Origin of the sequence: Capnocytophaga endodontalis, from assembly GCF_002209445.1 — a bacterium.
GTDB lineage: Bacteria > Bacteroidota > Bacteroidia > Flavobacteriales > Flavobacteriaceae > Capnocytophaga > Capnocytophaga periodontitidis.
Window position 1 is genome coordinate 1,243,267 of the sequence record NZ_CP022022.1, and the last position, 19,927, is coordinate 1,263,193.

Below are 19,927 nucleotides of genomic sequence, written 5' to 3' on the forward strand. Positions count from 1 at the left end.
GTTACTTGTTACTTAATCTCAAACATTTTCCCTGGTAGCGGGTTTACTACTCCTTTCAGTTCCATTTGGAAAAGCAAATTAGAAAGTTGGTAGATAGGTATTTGGCAGCCCAGAGCGAGTTCATCTAAGGCTTGTTTGCCATTCTCTTTCAGGTAGTTTACAACCAATTCTTCGTCGGGACTGAGGTCTATAAAAAGTTCTTGTTGTACGGCTTTAGGGGCGGGAGTATCCCAATTCAGTAGGTAAATGAGGTCTTTAGCTGAGGTGAGTATATTAGCTTTGCGGTTGCGTATCAGCTCATTGCAGCCTATGCTATAAGTATCTGTCGTACGACCTGGTACGGCAAATACTTCGCGGTTGTATGAAAAAGCAATATCGGCAGTAACCAAACTTCCCCCTTTTTTACCCGATTCAATCACTACAGTAGCTTCCGTAAGCCCTGCAATAATGCGATTGCGACTGAGGAAATTCTTCCGGTCAAACGGACTCTCACTGCCGAAATCGGTGATAAAACCGCCGTTCTCTTCCATTGCCTCACAGTATTTCGCGTGAGCAGCAGGGTAGATAAGGTTAAGTCCGTGAGCCAGGCAAGCTACTGTTTGCAAGCGGTGTTTCATTGCAGCCTTGTGAGCCGTGATATCCACCCCATAAGCATAACCACTTACAATCACCACATCAAGCGGGGCGAGTTCTTCTATCAGTTGTTCGCAAAATGCCGTGCCGTAGGTCGTGATATTGCGGGTACCTACAATGCTCAGTAGTCGTTTGTTTTGCAGGTTTATGTGTCCTTTCTGGTAGAAGAGTATAGGGCTATCCACACACTGTTTCAATAGTTTAGGGTAGTGAGCATCAGTATAACTAACAATGCTGATGCCGTGTTTTTCAGTAAAGAGCAACTCAGTTTCAGCTTCTTGTAAATACTGAGAGTTGAGGATATTTTGGGTAATTTTAGAACCTATACCCATTACTTTTTCTAAGCTACTTCGGCGTTGTGCAAATATATTTTTAGCACTCCCAAAGTGCGCAATAAGTTTTTTGGCAGTTATATCACCTACAAGCGGAATTTTCTTTAAGGCAATGAGGTATAACAAATCGTCGTTCATAGTTTGGTTTTGTTTCACGTTGCAAAAATAGCGATAATTACTAAATTAGCAAATTTGCTAATTAGCAAATTATTACTACCTTTGCCTCATTATTCGTCATTTGTAACTCGTCTTTCGTCATTTGTTCCCGTTAAGACAAATAGCAATTGCTTTTGCGGCTTGCCCCCCTTCGGGGGTTCGGGGGCTATCTCGTCATTCGTCATTCGTATTTAAAATTATGTTTCAATTTCTCACTGACCTCGCTAAAAACAACAACAAAGAGTGGTTCGACGCTCATAAAGCAGCTTACGAAAGCGCTAAATTGCAAGCAACAGAGCTTTTCAATCGTATTTATGCTGAAATTGCAGCGCACGACACCGTTGCCCCTCTCAAAATATACCGTATCTACCGCGATTTGCGCTTTTCTAAGGATAAAACGCCTTACAAAACCCACTTCGGTTGCTACATACAGCGCAAACAACCTCACTATCGTGGGGGATATTACGTGCATATCAGTCCGCAAGAAACTTTTATAGGGGGAGGATTCTTCGACCCCAATAAAGATGATTTGTTGCGTATGCGTCAAGAAATCTCTCTCAACCCCGATGATTTCCTAAAAGTAATGACCGATAAAGGTATTGTAAAAGAGTTCGGCGGGAAACTATGGGGCGACGAACTCAAAACAGCTCCCAAAGGTTTTGAAAAAGACGACCCTATGCTTGATTATCTGCGGAAAAAACAGTTCCTACTCAAACACGACTACACTCAAAAAGAAGCTACCGCCGAAGGTTTCAATAAAAAAGTAGTACAAGGACTCTTAGCGATGCGCCCCTTTTTCGACTTTATGACCGAAGCCCTTACCACCAATCTTAACGGTGAACCCCTATTCCCCCGCTAGCGCGAGCTTGTAGCTCGTGCCCTCTAACCCCCAATACCTAACAATGACCCTAACATTCAATAAAAAATACTTTATATGGGCATTAGCCCTCTTTGGTGTAGAGTTCCTTATCGCTACGCTATTCAAGAATATCGGTTTTATACGCGGCTATCTCGGCGATGTATTAGTAGTGATATTGCTCTATTATATAGTCCTTTCATTTGTAAAAGTGAAACACAAAAGCAAACTCATCTGGGGCATATTTGCCTTTGCCGTTGTAGTAGAAATACTGCAATATTTTGGAGTAGCCTCTCATTTAGGCTTTGCTAAAGGAAGTATTGGCTATATCATTCTGGGCAATCACTTCTCGTGGACTGATATAATATGCTATGCCATAGGTTGCCTCATATTACAATTAACAAATAAAAAATAACAATTAACAAATAACCCCCGCTGGCGCGAGCTTGCAGCTCGTGCCCTCTAATCTCTAGCAACTATGAAACATTTTTTAATAACCTTGTTACTATGCGCGTCTTCATTGCACGCACAAAATCCCTTAAAAGGCGAATGGATAACCAGCTCTCTGTTACGTGATTTCAAAGAGGAATATCAAAACCTGCTTGTGCTTACACAAAGAGAAGATGAAAGAGGTGGTTATGCAACGGAATTTAAAAAGAACGACAAAAATCAATATATTTCGTATTACTTTGCCCCTTGTGGCAACGACTGTTTTCCCTCTATAATAGGAACATTTGAGCTTATTGCCCCCTCGTATGTGCGCCTGAATGCTCTAACTTTTGAACAAACTGGTGATTGTAAACACAAAAACGAAAAGTTGCATAATGATACCGCTGATTATTACATATACAAAGTCTCAAATAAGAAAATCTTCTTAGTGAAAAGCGCTTCAAGAAATGAAAAAGAAGATCAAGAAAAGGCTAAAAACTATCTGTTGGTAACCAATATAAGAAATGTATGGTATAACCAACAACCAAAAATAAAAATGGAAATAGAGGTTAAGGGTATGAAACCATTACCCGCACAAGTAGAGAAATACGCTACTGATATACTTCACTTGAAAAAATTCAAGATACTTATTTATAACCAATTAAGAGGGATAGCGGCTTGGGTATTTGCGGTAAAAGACCTCACCACAGGAACGATAACCTATGTAATACAAGAAAATTATTATGATGCAAAAGATAAAGAAATTGCTCGCTTTTTTGATTGTACTGAAGCTGAAATAAAGAAGTTCAGACAATAATAATAACCCTCCCGCTAGTGCGAGCTTGTAGCTCGTGCCTTCTAACCTCTAACCCTTATAAACAACTATGAAACATTTTTTAATAACCTTGTTACTATGCGCACCTTCATTGTATGCGCAAAATCTCTTAGAAGGCGAATGGATAACCAACTCTCTGTTGGGTAAATTCAAAGAAGAAGACAGTAACTTATTTGAACTTACCAAAGACGAAGGTGAAATAGCAGGTTTTGCAACGGTATTTGAAAAGAACGACAAAAATCAATATAAATCATTTTACTTTGCCCCTTGTGGCAACGACTGTTTCCCCTCTATAACAGGAACATTCGAGCTTATTGCCCCCTCGTATGTACGCCTGAATGCCCTAAAATTTGAACAAAGAGGTTTTTGTGAAAAGAAAAACGAAACATTGCATAACGATACCGCTGATTATTACATATACAAAGTCTCTGATAAGAAAATCTTCTTAGTGAGAAGCACTTCAAAAAATGAAAAAGAAGATCAAGAAAAGGCTAAAAACTATTTGTTAGTAACCGGTATAAAGCGCGATGTAGTGTATAAACATAAAACAAAAATGAAGGTAGAAACTAAATATATAGGAGCATTACCTGCGCAAGTAGAGAAATATACTACTGATATACTTCACTTGAAAAAATTCAAGATACTTGCTTATAACCAATTAGAAGGGATAACAGCTTGGGTATTTGCGGTAAAAGACCTCACCACAGGAACGATAACCTATGTAATACAAGAAAATTATTATGATGTAAATAGTAAAGAGGTCGCTCGCTTCTTTGACTATACCGAAGCCGAAATGAAAAAGTTCAGACAATAAAAATAACTATCCCCTAACAACTAATGATAGACATAGGCATAAATCTCACTAATAAGCAATTCGCAGGTGAGTACGATAAAATTATAGACCGCGCCATAAAGGCAGAAGTAGATACAATACTTCTTACGGGAACAAGCGTGCGTAGCAGTAATGAGGCTTTAGCATTAGCCAAAAAATACCCCAAAAGACTTTACGCTACCGCAGGTATTCACCCTCACGACGCCAAAACAATGAGCGCCGAGAGCATCAAAAACTTACAAGCGTTGCTCAACCAAAAGTATGTAGTAGCCGTAGGCGAATGTGGCTTAGACTTCGATCGCGATTTCTCACCCCGTCCCGTGCAAGAAGCGTGCTTTCACGCACAACTTTCTTTAGCTGAAGAAGTGCATAAACCCTTATTTCTGCACGAGCGCGCAGCCTTCGTGCGTTTTACTGCCATACTCGCCGAACACAACCGATTGCCCGAAGGGGTAGTACACTGCTTTACCGGTAGTTTAAAAGAAGCAAAAACTTACTTAGACGCTGGCTATTATATAGGTTTTACAGGGGCTGTGAGCGATAGCAAACGCTTTGCTCATTTAGAAGAAGTTGTCCGTTACGTGCCTTTAGACCGTATACTCATAGAAACCGATGCTCCTTTTATGTTGCCCAAGAACGTACCCCAAAGTCAGCTGTCTCAGTATCAATCGCGTCGCAATGAACCCGCCTTTTTGCCTTACGTGGCTCAAACCATAGCTCAGTTCAAAGAGATACCGTTCGAAACAGTGTCTTCAGCAACTACCCTCAACGCGCAAACTTTGTTCAAACTATAAAAACTAACAACGAATGACCATAGTATTCTTTGCTCACGGAGGTGAAGCTTTTTTAAACGAAGTAACCTTTGCGTTGCTTTCTTATTATCAGCATCACCACACTGACGAAAATAAGATTGTAATATATACTGATAATGTAGCTCATTTTCAGCAACTGCTCCCTCCCCAAATTACCTACATAAGTGTTACCCCTGCACAGATAAAACAATGGCGTGGCACTATCGACTTTGTTCACCGTGTAAAAATAGAAGTGCTACGCGATGCCTTTCAGCGCTTCCCTCAAGAAACATTCTTGTATTTAGATAGCGATGTCTATTTCAAAGAAAACATCTCTTTCTTAGAAACGAAAATCAATGAAGGTACACCTGTAATGAGTTTGAAAGAGGGAATTATCTTCAAAAGCAATCTTAGGCACTTCAAAACATTAGCTTCCTATCTAAAATCACATCAAAACACGATTGCAGTAGCGCCTCCTATCGTTGTAGCTCCTCAACAAGCGATGTACAACGCTGGGATTATAGGTCTCTCACCAAGTGATAACTTTGTAGTAGAAAGGGCTCTAACAGTTACCGATTTTCTTCATCCTTCTATTGATAACCACGTAACCGAACAGTTTGCTTTCACAGTGTTGCTCTCTCAAAAAGGAGCTATTTATGAGGCTGAACCTCACATTCATCACTATTGGTATTTCAAAGAATTTAGAGAGGTTATAACACAGTTTCTACAAGAGAACAAAGAAAAGAGCTTTGAAACGTTAGTAGCTCTTTCTGCAAACTATAATCCCGAATATATGGGCAGTGAAAAACTCGCTTATAAACAAATGAACTTCTGGCAAAAACTCATACAAAAAATTACTAAAGGTAGAAAATGGAAGATTATATACCCCTCAAAATAGCTATTACGGGAATGAGTACCCTCGCAGCTGAGGCTCTTACTCTTCATAACAACATACCCCAAGGAAAACTTTCTGAGGGCGACCAAGCGCTCATCTCAGCACTTCAAGCCTCCAATCCGGCTTACGAACCTTTAGATACTACTGTTCTTTATGCACTACGCACCGCTCGTGAAGCAGTAGCACAAGCTAATTGGCACGATTTGCGTTTTGGTATCAATATAGGCTCCTCACGCGGGGCTACTGCCTTGTTTGAAAAGCATTACTCTTATTTTCTTGCCGAAGGCACTTGCCAAACCTTAGCTTCTCCTACCACTACTTTGGGTAATATCAGCACGTGGGTAGCTCAAGATTTAGGCAATCAAGGCTTTGAACTCTCACACTCCATTACTTGCTCTACTGCCTTGCACGGTATCGCCAATGCCATTGCGTGGCTGGAAAGCGGTATGGAACAACGCTTTTTAGTAGGCGGTAGTGAAGCGCCCCTTACTCCTTTTACCATTGCCCAAGTAAAAGCCCTCAAAATCTATAGTAATCTGCCCTTGCCTTATCCTTGTCGCGCAATGGATATGACCAAAAAACAAAGCACAATGGTGCTGGGGGAGGGGGCAGGTTGTTTCTGTTTAGAAAAAGGGGAACGCACCAATGCCTTAGCTTATATTGTGGGGATAGGTTTTGCTACCGAAAAGCTCACCCATAGTGTATCCCTCTCCAAAAATGGCGATTGTCTGCAAGCCTCTATGCAACGGGCTTTGGCAAGTGCCGGAAATCCTAAAATAGATGCCATAATTACCCATTGCACGGGTACTATCAAAGGCGATCAAGCTGAACTCAATGCTATAGAAGCGGTTTTTGGCGACGAAAAACCGCTGCTCACCAATAATAAATGGCAACACGGACATACCTATGGTGCCAGTGGGGCGCTCAACCTCGCAATGGCTGTCAGAATGTTGCAAAACAACCGTTTTGAGCCAGTACCCTACCTGCCAGCACCCGAATGTATCCCTGATAAACTACAACATATCTTAATCAATGCGGTTGGCTTTGGCGGAAATGGAATAAGTGTAGTCGTGAGTCGTTAGAAAATTTTTCTATTGAACTTTCCTTATGACAGTTCAATATAACATCTCTACACTTTGGCAAAGTTGATTGCACTAATAATCAATCATTTTTGAATTATGTTATGTAGGAAAGCCAGCGATAGCTGGGTATGTGCTGCAAACGCCCCCGCAACAAACACCCATACAACTAAAAACAGTAAAATACCGCGTAATAGCTAAATTTTCCTCTACACCCCATCTTTTAACCTCTATTATATAATTAATTATAAATGAGTAGTTTAAAAATTTTAAATGCAAAAAAACTACAATATTTATCAGAAAAAGATTGTGTTTCAAAAAAAATGTTATACTTTTGCCGGCAGTAATTATTATTAAATTATAAAAAAAGAAAATTATGTCAGACATTGCATCAAGAGTTAAAGCCATTATCGTTGATAAATTAGGCGTAGACGAAAATGAAGTTACTGCAGAAGCAAGCTTCACTAACGACTTAGGAGCTGATTCATTAGACACTGTTGAATTGATTATGGAATTCGAAAAAGAATTTGATATTCAAATCCCAGATGACCAAGCTGAAAACATTGCAACTGTTGGTCAAGCAGTAAAATATATTGAAGACGCTAAACAATAATTGGCTCATAGGCAGTAGGCTATCAGCATATCACAGTTGGTAGCTTACTGCCTAATTGTTTTTTAAAACCTAAATGCTAAAAACTTAAAAAACTATATGGAGAAAAGACGTGTTGTAGTTACAGGTATAGGGGCTCTTACCCCTATTGGAAATACCGCCCCAGAGTTTTGGGAAGGTCTTGTCGCTGGTAAAAGCGGCGCTGCGCCTATTACCCATTTTGATGCTTCTAAGTTCAAAACTCAGTTTGCTTGTGAAGTTAAAAACTTTAATATCGAGGATTTTATGGACAAAAAAGAAGCCCGTAAACTCGATAAGTTTGCACAATATGCCTTAGTAGCTTCCGATGAAGCAATCAAAGGTGCCCACCTCGATGTTGATACACTCGATAAAGACCGCATTGGCGTGATTTGGGGCTCTGGCATAGGTGGTTTGGAAACCTTCCAAAACGAGGTAACCAACTTCAATCAAGGCGATGGAACTCCTCGCTTCAACCCTTTCTTTATCCCTAAAATGATAGCCGATATCGCCGCTGGCGTGATTTCTATACGCTACGGCTTTAGAGGTCCTAACTTTACTACTGTATCAGCTTGTGCTTCAGCTGCCAACGCTATGATCGACGCCCTTAACTACATCCGCTTAGGCTATGCTGATATGATGGTATCAGGAGGCTCCGAAGCAGCTGTAACTATTGCTGGTATTGGTGGTTTCAACGCTTTGCACGCACTTTCTACTTTCAACGAAAATCCTGCCAAAGCCTCTCGTCCATTCGATGCCAATCGCGATGGTTTTGTATTAGGCGAAGGAGCAGGTGCTGTAGTACTCGAAGAGTACAACCACGCAGTAGCTCGTGGTGCTACTATCTACTGCGAATTAGCAGGTGGAGGTCTCTCGGCCGATGCTTACCACATGACGGCTCCTCACCCAGAAGGATTAGGAGCTAAAAATGTGATGATCAATTGCTTGAAAGATGCAGGAGTATCAACAAACGAAGTCGATGCTATCAATATGCACGGTACTTCTACACCACTGGGTGATGTTGCAGAATCTAAAGCTGTACTCGAAGTTTTTGGCGAACACGCTTATGATATCAATATCAACTCTACCAAGTCGATGACAGGACACTTGCTCGGTGCTGCAGGGGCAATAGAGGCAGTGGCATCTATTCTCGCTATCAAATACGGCATTGTACCACCTACAATCAACTTTGAAACCCCCGATGAAAAAATAGATCAACGCTTGAATTTCACCTTCAACAAAGCACAACACCGCGATGTAAAAGTAGCGATGAGCAACACCTTTGGTTTTGGTGGTCATAATGCGTGTTTATTATTCAAAAAGATATAAACTATAAGTGTTCTACTTAAAGAAAATATTAGCTTTTCCCCGTCTTTTTTCAAAAAAGAAAGACGGGATTTTTTATAATAAAATAAAGAATCTCTTAGGCTTTGCCCCTAAAAACTTGTCCTATTACAGCGAGGCTTTTACACATCCTTCTTACCAATTCCAGAAGGCAACGCGCAAAAGTTATGAGCGATTGGAGTTTTTGGGCGATGCCATACTTGGCGCAGTAATAGCCGATTATATTTTCACCAATGCTCCTGAGCAAGATGAGGGGTACCTCACCAAAATGCGCTCTAAAATTGTAGAACGCCGCAATCTCAACCAGTTGGGTAAAGATATGGGACTCTTAGATTTTTTGCGCACCAAGCTCACCCCAAGGCAATTGGGTAACAATATCACAGGCAATCTCTTCGAGGCGCTCATAGGGGCTATTTATTTAGATAGAGGGTATAAAGCCTGTTTCCGTTTTATAGAACGCGAACTCATCTTGCCGCATATCAATATCAAAAACTTGGAAGGAAAAGTGATTAGTCACAAGAGTTTATTGATAGAATGGTGTCAAAAACACAAGTTAGACTTTGCTTTTGAAGCCGAAGAAGATATAGAAGACCGTTCTGAAATAAAATATTTTGTCGCCAAAGTACACGTACAAGGTTTTTCGGTAACGCGTGCCCGCTCTACTTCTAAGAAAAAAGCCGAAGAAATAGCCGCTAAGCGCGCTTGCTACAAAATTCAAGGCAAACAGCACCATAAATTGGACGTACAATGAAAATTCTCCTCCTATCCGACACCCATTCGTACATAGACGACCGCATCCTGCACTATGCTAATGAAGCCGATGAGATTTGGCATTGTGGTGATTTTGGTAATGTAGCAGTGATCGAAGCCCTTCAAGATGTAAAGCCCTTGCGGGGGGTCTATGGTAATATCGATGGTACCGATGTGCGTCAGTACTTCCCTAAAGTAAATAGATTTTTGTGTGAGGAAGTAGAAGTACTGATGATACATATAGGCGGTTATCCTAATAAATACACTCCCTTGGCCAAACAAGAAATTTTAGCTCACCCTCCCAAACTCTTCATTTCGGGGCATTCACATATTCTAAAAGTACAATACGACCCACAATTTCAATTGTTGCATCTCAACCCTGGAGCTGCAGGTATCTATGGCTGGCAAACGGTGCGCACTATGCTTCGTTTTGAAATTCAAGGTAAAGAAATTAAGAGCTTAGAAATCATTGAGTTAGTTAAGAGATAAAAGTTCTATTATTGTAAACTCTGCTAAATAAAAAAACAACAAATACAACTATGAAAAAACACTTAACTATAGCATTTTTATTAGCGTTTTTCTCTGTTTTTGCACAGAAAATTACTGTTACAGGTACCTTTAATAAGAATTATAGAACGATAAATCTATCGGAAAATATCAAAAAAGCACTTTTTGTATTAGAAAAAGCAAATATTTATTTACCAGAACGGGGATATTTCTTAGATTTATCACCTGAGGATGCTAAAAAACTAAAAACGGAAACGATTCTCCTTATTCCTTTTAATCAAGAAATAGGAGAGAAGTATGATACTCCTCTCACTTTTGAACTGCTCCCTATTCCTAATCTCCCTGAGGTGTATTACACCAAAAGCTATTGGAAACGCTCTCCTTCTATCATTTCACAAATCAAAAGAAAGAAACCTTTTTACTATGATGAATTTAACAATGGATATGATTTTCAAAATACAGCCTATTGGATAACTGCTATTAATAATCCTCAGAAAACAAAAGTAATTTATCTTTCATCAGGAGATGGTGAATGTGGTGTTAGTGAAGTAGGATTCCAAGAAAATATCGAAAATGTACCACTCTCAACATTAGCCAAAGAAAAATTAGAACATTTAGTATATTTAACCTATGATTTAGGAACTATCCCTAAAAAAGATACTCAAAAGGATTGGCAACGGTGGTTACAACAAATCTATAATTACAAATTTACCCCTATAAAAAATACCGCCCATATAGAACCTTTGAGTAACAATATAGGTTTTGAAGAGGTATATGCTACTTTAGATACTGTAACCCAACATATTTACCTCCTACATGAATACGATATAGATGCGTTAAAGCGTTTCGATACTACTACAGGACTCGTGCAACGTGGTAAAATTTGGAGTGAATCACAACCCAATGCTCGCGACTTTGTAACTGTCTATGCCGAGAGTGATACACTCTACACTCTCAATCGTCATTTGTGTTGGGCTAAATATGTGCCTACTCTTACTGCTAACAACTCACTTTTCTACCGTGAAATTGCTTCATTGGCTCTTCCTTTTGATAAAAATTATAATATTCAACAAAGCTATAGTCATTCACATTACACTTATTTGCTATTACAACAACAAAATACCTCTGTTTTCAAGTTGTTGTGTCTCCAAACCAAAACTGGTAAACTAATTGGTGAAACTTCTATAAACGCGCTCTTAAACAATCCTAAAAAATTAGAATACAGGCTAATATCGGATACCGATATGCAAAAAGGAGATACTTTTGCAGTGCTTTTTAAAACAGAACAAGGAGTGTATCACCTGAAGTTTAAACAAACAAAATGTACTGAAAATGTGTATTTAGGTAATGTTTTTAGGTGGGCAACCAACTATTTGCAATGGAACAATCAACAGTATCACGCCGGTAGAGAAGAGGGCAATTTTGTGCTATATAACATAGCCTCTCCTTCGCAAACTATAGTGTTATCCGACACTGATTACAACACCGATGAATGTTTGTTTACTACTAATAACCAGCATATTGCTGTTTTTTTTGAATTTGACGAAGGTTTTTACCAAGGAGTGAAAATGCAACTCTTCAGTAAACAAACCCTTAAACCTATTGATAAACCAAAAATACTATACCAATATTTTCCTGAAGAAGAAGTTACAAGTGCAAATAATATTCGCAATTTTAAAGCTTTTTGGAGTGCAGGCAAGTGGAATGTACTCTTTATGAAGGAAAAAGAGTTGTTTTTTTGTCGTGATAATCAGTAACTAAATTTAAATCTCCTCATTTTGAAAATAAAATAAAAAATTATATCTTTGTCCCTTAATTGATAAAATCATTTTATGGCAAAGAAAAATGCAAAAACCCTCAAATTTGAGGCATTAGACAAAGAACTACAAAACTTATTATACAGCCGTGACATTTCTGGGCTGATTTCAGTACTCAAAGAGGGGAAAAATCCACTACACTTAGAACAACTCACTCAGTTAGATGTGAAGAGCTGTAAAAATTTAGGTTTCCCTATACTGTGGTCGCTATATGAAAATGATTTTATCACATTTGAGGAGGATTTTTTAATAGAAAAATTCGGAGATGCCTTATACTTATTGAACAAACATAAAGAAATAGAGTCCTTTATTCTTAAAAGACCCCGTATTGCTAAAGAAATAGGTGAAAAACTGCCTTCTTATTTCCTTGAAAAAAGAGATATTTCTGTTACAGAATATGAAAAATTACTTGATTTTGGGGCAAAAGGATTTTTCAAAGGTACCCAAGTGCTACCTAACTTCTTGGAGGCATTGATCAGCCCGCTAAAAACCTATACAGCCAATACCTATTGCCGTCTTATAGAGAGCTGCAAACCCTCTGCGGAAGAACTCCTCCCTTCTCAGTACACCCTCTTTGCCCTGCTCAGTAGTGATAAGACCTCGGTAGTGAACTTTGCTATGAAGCTCATCAAACAAATAGCTGACGAAAAATCCTTTGACTTCCAATCTTTTGCCGATAACTTTGCCTTGTGTTTTGCTACCCCAAAAATCGCCAAATCCCAACTCATAGGTTTGGATATCTTAGGGAAGTACTACAAAAAGCAAGCCCCCTCCAATCTCGACTACCGTGAGCAATTAGCAGTGCTCTTTACGATACCTGACGTGAAGCTCCAAGAAAAAGTCGCTACTCTCCTCACCACCTATTTTAACCACGAAGGTCTCCCCAAAATCATCGCCCCTTACTGCGATTACCTAAAAGGCAAAGCCCAAGACCTCCTTGCAACCCTAAGTCTATCAGAAAATTCAGAAAATTCTGAGAACTCCGAAAACTCCGAAAACTCTGAGAACTCCCACTCCTCCCATAACTCCCACACATCCCAAACAGCCTCTACAACTCGCTCCCTAACCCCTATCACCTATCCCCTGAGACCTGAAGACCTCCTTTTTCTCCTCGGCGACTGCCTCCGCGAGCGTACGGCTGCTACTATCGACCTTTTCTTTGAAGGATTGGTACAACTACAAGACCAATTGCCAGAAAACTTCAAGGAGCAACTCACCCCTTATATCGCGCAGGTCAATGGGATATATTATACCAATGTACAGTTGGCTGCCTTACAGCTACTCCTTGCAGGCTGGGTGGAGGACAGACCTTTGGAGTCTCCTGAGGACTGGACGAAAATGAATACCAAAGTAAGACGCCTCAATACCGAAGAAGAAGAACCTTTAAAGCAAGCGTACGTGCTCCATAACGTTTGGTACCTGCGTGATGAGATTCCTTACCTGCTTTATAAGGTGAGGGCAACCCTTAGCAAACTCAAATCGGGTAGCAAATTGTCTTTTCTTTCCACCCCTACGCACGCGCCTTTCTATATAGATGCTGAGACCCTTGCCGACCGACTGCTCGCTTATCAAAAAGCAGACAAAGAAGTGGATTTGGACGACTTGGTAGTGGCTTGCAACCGATTGTTATTGAGTACCATTACCCCTGAAGCACAGGAGAAAGTACGCTTACTTTCAGGACAATACTCACCTGCCTTGGGCTACCTCTTCGGGCTTTCAGATGTGGTAACCCCTACAGAGGAGCTCCTGCCATTATGGACGCAAATCACCCGCCTAAAACACCCCAATAAAGTGTTTACTGAATTTGAAGCTACCGCTGCCAAAGACTATCTTTCGGCTGTAAAACCTTTCTTCCTAAGTTACGAAATTGACTCTGAACGCAAATGGTTTTATTTGGAAAAGAAATATATTAATAGTCCGTATAACGACTATCAGCGTAGGACTTTTGAAAAAGAAGAAGATCGTTTACCTTATAACTATTACAACGCTGGGGCTTTTCAGATATTTGATGTAGGCACCCTACGTTATACAATTTCCTTAAACCCTCAATATGTAGATGTGCTCTTAGGCAAATACACCCCACCTTGGGTAGGTGTAAGCGATGCTGAAACTTATCGCAACTTGCAGGTGCCTCTCCAACTACTCTTGGAATACGACCTGCCCGTACATCACGGCGGGTGGATTTTTATAGGAATGGCTTTGCTTCACGATAAAAAGGAAACCCGCGATCTCGCGACAGAGTATATCCTCCGCGCCATTAGCCGTGATGAAGACCTCAGTTATTTACAACACTTCCTCGCCGATATCCTCGCCCAGAAGCTCACCCCTATCAATCGGTTTGTAGAGTTTTTGGATATGCCCACCCGCGATAAGAAAGTGAAAGAGTTTCAGAAAGGTGTGGTAGAGGAATACTTGCGTTTAGTGGAAAATGTAGAGAAGAAACCTACCAACCACAAAAAATTAGTAGCTTTTATCAATTAGTCACTATTCACTTATGAAAGAAAACTTACTTTCCGCCATTAAGGCACACGATTTTAATGCGATACGTACTATTTGCTTTGGTCTTTCTGAAGAGGAACGCCTAAAGCTAAAGGTGTTTTTCCTTGATACGCCCATCACTCAAATGTATGATATACCCAAAAGTTGGGCTAAAAATGTACCTAACGATCGTATAGTAATGGCTTATGCCTTTATGTGTTTGAGTGATCAAAGAGAAGAGATACTCCATTTTGAGCGAAAAAATAATATCTGTCCTTGGTATGCAAAAGGGGTGTTTTACGATTTCCTTTCCACAGCTTTTTATCCAGAGCTTTTAGCGCTTATCCAAGCTCCTCAAGGGGCTTACTTGAAAGAAGAATTGCCCCAAATGTATCAAGAAAATGCAGAATACATCTCTTTTGAGATGCTTTGGTTGCTGTATAAAATGGATTTGATACCTTTTAATGAAAAATTGTTTGTTGAAAACTTTTATCACAAGAATGTTTCCTATCGTGAAGAACCTTTTTTCATCGATTTGTTGTTACAATACCCTGAAATAGCCACTCAAATCCTTGCAGCAGCCCCAAAATATATCTATACTTATCTATATGATACTGAATATATCTTGGCAATGTATCACATTTTGGCTAAGAATAACTATTTCACAAATCGCGATATTGTAAAGCAATACCTCGAGGCTTTGTTAAACCCTTGGAAGAAAAACATCCTCAATGCCTATTGCCGTTGGATAGAAGTGATCAACCCTACTGCCGATGAAGTAATTGAAAACCAATACACTTTCTTTTCCTTACTCACCTTGGGCAATACAGCCCTTATCAACTTTGCGATGAAGCAATTGCAAAAAGCTGCTAATGCTTCTACTTTTGATTTTCAGTCCTTTGTTGATAACTTTGCCCTGTGCTTCACTATCCAAAAAATCGCCAAATCCCAACTCATAGGGGTAGAAATCTTAGAAAAACACTACCAAAAGCAAGTCCCCACTAATCGGGATTACAGCGAGCAATTAGCGGTACTCTTCACTGTACCCGATGCCCAACTTCAAGAGAAAGTCGCCAGTCTTCTCACCACCTATTTTAACCACGAAGGTTTCCCCGAAGTCATCGCCCCTTACAGCGATTACCTAAAAGGCAAAGCCCAAGACCTCCTCCAATCCTTACCCTCGCCCAGCTCATCAGAAAATTCTGAAAATTCTGAGAACTCCGAAAACTCTGAGAACTCCCACTCCTCCCATAACTCCCACACATCCCAAACAGCCTCTACAACTCGCACCCTGACACCTGTCCCCTGTCCCCTGACACCTGAAGACCTCCTCTTCCTCCTCGGCGACTGCCTTCGTGAGCGTACTGCGGAGACTATTGACCTCTTTTTTGAGGGAATTGTGCAGCTGCAAGAGAGCCTTCCGGCTAATTACACTAAAGAGTTGGCTCCTTATCTTAAAAAACTGATGAAAAGTCATTATTTGGATAGTGTAACAACTATAATAAAGGGATTTTTGTACTGTTATTCGCATCAAAAACCTCTTGAAATACCTCCTTATCAATACACTTATGAGGAGAGTAATGCTTTGAGAGAAAAACTTGATGAAGCAGCTTTTGAGGAGTATCTTCTTTGGGATAGGTTGTATAAGCATAAGATTTTTATGCCATTCCTCTTTCACAAGGCACAACTCACCTTGAAATATCTTAATGAAAAAGAGGTGTTGCCATTCCTTTCTACCCCTACACACGAGCCTTTTTATATAGATACCGAAATATTTGTGGATAAACTACTGCAATATGAAGCTGTGAATAAGCAGCCAGACCTTCACGACCTGATTGTCGCCTGCAACCGACTGATTTTCACAGAAGTTTCGGCAGCAGCCAAAGAAAAAGCGAGACAACTCAAAGGAGATTATGCTAAAGCTATTCAGTATTATTTAGGTCTTACAGATGAAGTACAACCAACTGAAGAGCTTCTGCCTCTTTGGACGCAAATCTCTCGCATCAAGCACCCCGATAGAGAATTTCCAGAATTTGAAACTACTTCAGCTAAAGAGATTCCTAGTGTAGTAAAGCCTTATTACATAGGTTATGGATGGACAAAATGGAGAGGCAGAGATATATTTACCTTTCATAATTACGATATAGGCTATGATGAGAAAATCGAAAAAGGCTATTGGATAGAGCACTATCGGAACTCTTTTTCGCCCCTTTACTACAATGCTTGTGGTGGTAGTACCCCTCTATCAACAGAGGTGAATTACCTGTTGAGTTTGAACCCTCATTACCCTGATGCTATTCTCTGTGGTTATATAGCCAATAATGCTTGTGGAGCAGATGAAATACGCAATATGCAGCTACCATTAGAAGCTGTTTTGCGTTATGATTTGCGCGTGCGCCACAGCGGTTGGCTGTATATAGGTGCGTGTTTGTTATACGACAAACGTCCGTCGCGAGATTTGGCTTATGAATACATACTTCAAGCCCTTGCAAGAGGTGAGGATTTGCATTATGTAGGACACTATTTAAGTGATGCGTTGGCTATGCATTTTAGTCCTATCAATCGGTTTGTAGAGTTTTTAGACCGACCTACCCGAGACCCTAAAGTAAAGGCTTTCCAAAGGAAAGTTGTCGCCCTTTATTTAGAAGAAGCGAAGAAGCAGGACAAACTCCCTCGCAATCACAAAAAATTAGAAGAATTTAGTAATTAGTTATTAATATGAACCCCAGCTGGCGCGAGCTTGTAGCTCGCGCCTACTATAAATAGAGCTTGTAGCTCATCACTCAATTTGTCAGTTCAATAAATATTTTTTCCCTATGAAAGAAAACTTACTCTCTGCCCTCAAGGCACACGATTTTACCGCTATTCGCAATATTTGTTTCGCCCTTCCCGAGCAGGAAAAGGCACAAATCAAAAAACAAACCCAACACAAAGATTGGGAAAATATATTTGAGAAAAAGCATCTTAGCTACGAAATCGAGTATATTATCACCTATCTGATGATGTGTGTATGCCATAGTGTAGAAGAACTGCTAAGTGTAGAAAAACAGTTGGATTTCACTTCTGTAAGGAGTTTTCATACACGTATTAAGTATCCTCTTTTCTTTTTGAATTCCCAACATACCCAAGCCTTTATGGATTTTATCCATACCCCCAAAGGAGCGTATATGATAAAGGGTGCCCAACAGGTTTTTGAGCAATCCCCGCGTAGTTTTTCTATCGAAATACTCTTAGCCCTCTATACAGAGGGGGTTATCCCTTTCAATGAGGAGATTTTTGTCAAAAACTTATATGATATCGAGTACAGCCGTACACAAGAAGCCAAAGCGGCTGAGGTACTCCTCCAGTATCCTGAGCTGGCAACGCGCGTGATTCCCCATACGGCTAAGTATATAGATTATGTTATTAGTAGTAGTTTGGAATGGCAAAAAGTCTTTACCCTGCTTTGTAAAAAAAACTATTTCCCTGATAAGAGCTTCATAACCAGCTTTATAGAAGTACTACTCAACCCTTGGAAAAAGAATATGTTGGATATGTACTGCCGATGGATTGAGGGACTTGCCCCCACCGAGGAGGAGTTGCTCCCAAGCCAGCACACGCTCTTTGCCTTGCTAACCTTGGACAAATCGTCGCTTATCAACTTTGCGATGAAGTGTATTGCTCAAATAAGCACCCATCCTGCTTTTGATTTCCAAGCCTTTGCCGACAATTTTGCACTTTGCTTTACCGTCCAAAAAATCGCTAAATCGCAACTCATAGGGGTAGAAATCTTAGAAAAATACTATAAAAAACACCCCCCTATAAATATAGATTACCGCGAGCAATTGGCGGTACTCTTTACGATACCTGACGTGAAGCTCCAAGAGAAAGTAGCTACTCTCCTCACTACCTATTTTAACCACGAAGGTCTCCCCAAAATCATCGCCCCTTACTGCGATTACCTAAAAGGCAAAGCCCAAGACCTCCTTGCAACCCTAAGTCTATCAGAAAATTCTGAGAACTCCGAGAACTCCGAAAACTCCGAGAACTCCCACAGTTCCCGCACCCCCAAAACTGCCTGTGCGGCTCGCACCCTAACCCCTATCCTCTATCCCCTAACCCCTAGCGAAAGCCTCTTCCTCCTCGGCGACTGCCTACGCGAACCTGCGGCTCATACAATAGATGTCTTCTTGGAAGGGCTTATCACTTTGCAAGATAATTTCCCTGCCGATTGGACAAAGTCTCTTTCGCCTTATATCAAACAGCTCACCAAGCGAATAGATAAGGAGGAAATCCCTACCGATATAATCCTCTTGGGAGTCTTACGTGCGCTGATAGACCGGCGTCCTTTGGCTCTTGACCCTAAGTGTAGCTATACGTGGGAAGAACTAAACCAAAAGCGCAAAAAACTCTCCGAAAAAGAGTTTGAAGCCTATACGCAAGATTATTACTTAGGCAATGCCCGCCAAGTCCTGCCGTTTCTTTTCCGCAAGGGGCAAATGGTCATTGACTTCATCCTCCAGCACTGCTACCTGCCATTGCTCTCTACCCCTACGCACCTGCCTTTCTATATAGAAGCAGAGGTATTGGTGGATAAGCTCTTGCAATACGAAGTACAAGGCGTACAACCTGATATTGACGATCTCATTGTAGCTTGCAATCGTTTGCTTTTCACAGAAGTTTCGGCAGCAGCCAAAGAAAAAGCGAGACAACTCAAAGGAGATTATGCTAAAGCTATTCAGTATTATTTAGGTCTTACAGATGAAATACAACTAACTGAAGAACTTCTGCCGCTTTGGGCGCAAATCACCCGTATCAAACAACCCGATAGAGAGTTTCCAGAGTTTGCTGCCACTTCAGCTAAGGATATTCTGGGGGTAGTGAAGCCTTTCCTAATTGATTATGGTTGGCAGGAAGATAACGGTCATAAAGAATTTACTTTCGGACACCATATCGAGTGGGTAGGGGTAAGTTATACCGACCTAAAGAATACCTTCCCGTATCGCTATTACAATGCCAATGGTGGATGCTCACCCATCAGTACTATTTTTGAATATAAGCTAAGCCTCAACCCTCACTATCCCGATGCGATGTTGTGTGACTATATCAGCACTTGGGTTACGGGCAACGAAGTGCGTGAAATTCGCAATATGTCAGTGCCTTTGGAAGTGCTTTTGCGCTACGACATTAGGGTATGCCATAGCGGTTGGCTCTATATAGGTACGGCTTTGCTCTTTGAGAAACGCCCATCGCGAGATTTAGCGTATGAATATATCTGTCAGGCAATCACCCGCGGGGAAGACCTCAGTTACCTCAAAACCTATCTCGCTCAGGTGCTCGCTTGCGATTTTCTCCCGATCACTCGCTTTATAGAGTTCCTCGATCGTCCCGCTCACGACCCTAAAGTAAAAGCCTTTGGAAAAGAAGTAGTGAGATTGTATTCAGAAGAAGTGAAGAAGCAAGAAAAACTACCGAAGAATCATAAGAAGTTAGTAGAATTTAGCGATTAATCTACATAAACAAATACTAATTTAACGTAGAGACTGTCTAAAAAGTTTCAAAATCGCATTTGTGTCGCTACACTTT

At 40.5% G+C, this 19,927-nt stretch carries 16 protein-coding genes; 15 read left to right on the forward strand and 1 reads right to left on the reverse strand.

Translation table 11 applies throughout. The features are described from left to right. Nucleotides 1-8: 8 nt before the first annotated feature. On the reverse strand, nt 9-1,103 hold the full coding sequence (gene dprA, locus CBG49_RS05845) for a DNA-processing protein DprA (RefSeq protein ID WP_088593754.1): 1,095 nt from the start codon (nt 1,101-1,103) through the stop codon (nt 9-11). Between the two features lie 214 nt (nt 1,104-1,317). Between dprA and CBG49_RS05850 the strand changes: the two genes are divergently transcribed. From CBG49_RS05850 to CBG49_RS05925, 15 genes are all read left to right on the forward strand, one after another. After that, entirely contained in the window at nt 1,318-1,980 is a 663-nt protein-coding gene (locus CBG49_RS05850; RefSeq protein ID WP_088595272.1) for a DUF2461 domain-containing protein, read from the forward strand. A gap of 43 nt (nt 1,981-2,023) precedes the next feature. Beyond that, nucleotides 2,024-2,392 carry a ribosomal maturation YjgA family protein gene (locus tag CBG49_RS05855; RefSeq protein WP_088593755.1) on the forward strand — a complete coding sequence of 123 codons (369 nt, stop codon included), beginning with the start codon at nt 2,024-2,026 and terminating at the stop codon, nt 2,390-2,392. Between the two features lie 63 nt (nt 2,393-2,455). Beyond that, entirely contained in the window at nt 2,456-3,223 is a 768-nt protein-coding gene (locus CBG49_RS05860; RefSeq protein WP_088593756.1) for a hypothetical protein, read from the forward strand. Between the two features lie 67 nt (nt 3,224-3,290). Beyond that, nucleotides 3,291-4,055, forward strand: coding sequence for a hypothetical protein (locus tag CBG49_RS05865; RefSeq protein WP_088593757.1), 765 nt, complete (start codon nt 3,291-3,293; stop codon nt 4,053-4,055). 23 nt (nt 4,056-4,078) lie between these two features. Beyond that, nucleotides 4,079-4,867: a TatD family hydrolase gene (locus tag CBG49_RS05870; RefSeq protein WP_088593758.1), complete on the forward strand. Its 789-nt coding sequence runs from the start codon at nt 4,079-4,081 to the stop codon at nt 4,865-4,867. Between the two features lie 13 nt (nt 4,868-4,880). Beyond that, nucleotides 4,881-5,762 carry a hypothetical protein gene (locus tag CBG49_RS05875; RefSeq protein ID WP_088593759.1) on the forward strand — a complete coding sequence of 294 codons (882 nt, stop codon included), beginning with the start codon at nt 4,881-4,883 and terminating at the stop codon, nt 5,760-5,762. Next, a complete protein-coding gene (locus tag CBG49_RS05880) occupies nt 5,735-6,841 on the forward strand; it encodes a beta-ketoacyl synthase N-terminal-like domain-containing protein (protein WP_088593760.1) in 1,107 nt (368 codons plus the stop codon). The genes CBG49_RS05875 and CBG49_RS05880 overlap by 28 nt, the downstream gene beginning before the upstream one ends. Nucleotides 6,842-7,214: 373 nt before the next feature. Further along, nucleotides 7,215-7,451 carry an acyl carrier protein gene (locus CBG49_RS05890; protein ID WP_002680600.1) on the forward strand — a complete coding sequence of 79 codons (237 nt, stop codon included), beginning with the start codon at nt 7,215-7,217 and terminating at the stop codon, nt 7,449-7,451. Nucleotides 7,452-7,547: 96 nt separating this feature from the next. Next, nucleotides 7,548-8,795: a beta-ketoacyl-ACP synthase II gene (gene fabF, locus CBG49_RS05895; RefSeq protein ID WP_088593762.1), complete on the forward strand. Its 1,248-nt coding sequence runs from the start codon at nt 7,548-7,550 to the stop codon at nt 8,793-8,795. A gap of 7 nt (nt 8,796-8,802) precedes the next feature. Continuing rightward, the gene (gene rnc / locus CBG49_RS05900) at nt 8,803-9,561 is read left to right on the forward strand and encodes a ribonuclease III (protein ID WP_009412423.1); all 759 of its coding nucleotides are present in this window, start codon (nt 8,803-8,805) and stop codon (nt 9,559-9,561) included. Beyond that, a complete protein-coding gene (locus CBG49_RS05905; protein ID WP_088593763.1) occupies nt 9,558-10,049 on the forward strand; it encodes a metallophosphoesterase family protein in 492 nt (163 codons plus the stop codon). Before rnc ends, CBG49_RS05905 begins: the two co-directional genes overlap by 4 nt. Nucleotides 10,050-10,099: 50 nt before the next feature. Further along, the gene (locus CBG49_RS05910; RefSeq protein ID WP_088593764.1) at nt 10,100-11,824 is read left to right on the forward strand and encodes a hypothetical protein; all 1,725 of its coding nucleotides are present in this window, start codon (nt 10,100-10,102) and stop codon (nt 11,822-11,824) included. Nucleotides 11,825-11,899: 75 nt separating this feature from the next. Continuing rightward, nucleotides 11,900-14,365, forward strand: coding sequence for a DUF6493 family protein (locus tag CBG49_RS05915; protein WP_088593765.1), 2,466 nt, complete (start codon nt 11,900-11,902; stop codon nt 14,363-14,365). A gap of 13 nt (nt 14,366-14,378) precedes the next feature. Beyond that, nucleotides 14,379-17,072, forward strand: coding sequence for a DUF6493 family protein (locus CBG49_RS05920; RefSeq protein ID WP_088593766.1), 2,694 nt, complete (start codon nt 14,379-14,381; stop codon nt 17,070-17,072). Nucleotides 17,073-17,178: 106 nt separating this feature from the next. Further along, the gene (locus CBG49_RS05925) at nt 17,179-19,851 is read left to right on the forward strand and encodes a DUF6493 family protein (RefSeq protein ID WP_088593767.1); all 2,673 of its coding nucleotides are present in this window, start codon (nt 17,179-17,181) and stop codon (nt 19,849-19,851) included. Nucleotides 19,852-19,927 lie beyond the last annotated feature (76 nt).

Excerpts from the sequence above, each read along its gene's own strand:
- CBG49_RS05860 (WP_088593756.1), top strand. The coding sequence starts at position 2,456 with ATGAAACATTTTTTAATAACCTTGTTACTATGCGCGTCTTCATTGCAC.
- CBG49_RS05925 (WP_088593767.1), top strand. The coding sequence starts at position 17,179 with ATGAAAGAAAACTTACTCTCTGCCCTCAAGGCACACGATTTTACCGCT.
- CBG49_RS05855 (WP_088593755.1), top strand. The coding sequence starts at position 2,024 with ATGACCCTAACATTCAATAAAAAATACTTTATATGGGCATTAGCCCTC.
- CBG49_RS05890 (WP_002680600.1), top strand. The coding sequence starts at position 7,215 with ATGTCAGACATTGCATCAAGAGTTAAAGCCATTATCGTTGATAAATTA.
- dprA (WP_088593754.1), bottom strand. The coding sequence starts at position 1,103 with ATGAACGACGATTTGTTATACCTCATTGCCTTAAAGAAAATTCCGCTT.
- CBG49_RS05920 (WP_088593766.1), top strand. The coding sequence starts at position 14,379 with ATGAAAGAAAACTTACTTTCCGCCATTAAGGCACACGATTTTAATGCG.
- CBG49_RS05875 (WP_088593759.1), top strand. The coding sequence starts at position 4,881 with ATGACCATAGTATTCTTTGCTCACGGAGGTGAAGCTTTTTTAAACGAA.
- fabF (WP_088593762.1), top strand. The coding sequence starts at position 7,548 with ATGGAGAAAAGACGTGTTGTAGTTACAGGTATAGGGGCTCTTACCCCT.
- CBG49_RS05870 (WP_088593758.1), top strand. The coding sequence starts at position 4,079 with ATGATAGACATAGGCATAAATCTCACTAATAAGCAATTCGCAGGTGAG.
- CBG49_RS05910 (WP_088593764.1), top strand. The coding sequence starts at position 10,100 with ATGAAAAAACACTTAACTATAGCATTTTTATTAGCGTTTTTCTCTGTT.
- CBG49_RS05865 (WP_088593757.1), top strand. The coding sequence starts at position 3,291 with ATGAAACATTTTTTAATAACCTTGTTACTATGCGCACCTTCATTGTAT.
- CBG49_RS05915 (WP_088593765.1), top strand. The coding sequence starts at position 11,900 with ATGGCAAAGAAAAATGCAAAAACCCTCAAATTTGAGGCATTAGACAAA.
- CBG49_RS05905 (WP_088593763.1), top strand. The coding sequence starts at position 9,558 with ATGAAAATTCTCCTCCTATCCGACACCCATTCGTACATAGACGACCGC.
- CBG49_RS05880 (WP_088593760.1), top strand. The coding sequence starts at position 5,735 with ATGGAAGATTATATACCCCTCAAAATAGCTATTACGGGAATGAGTACC.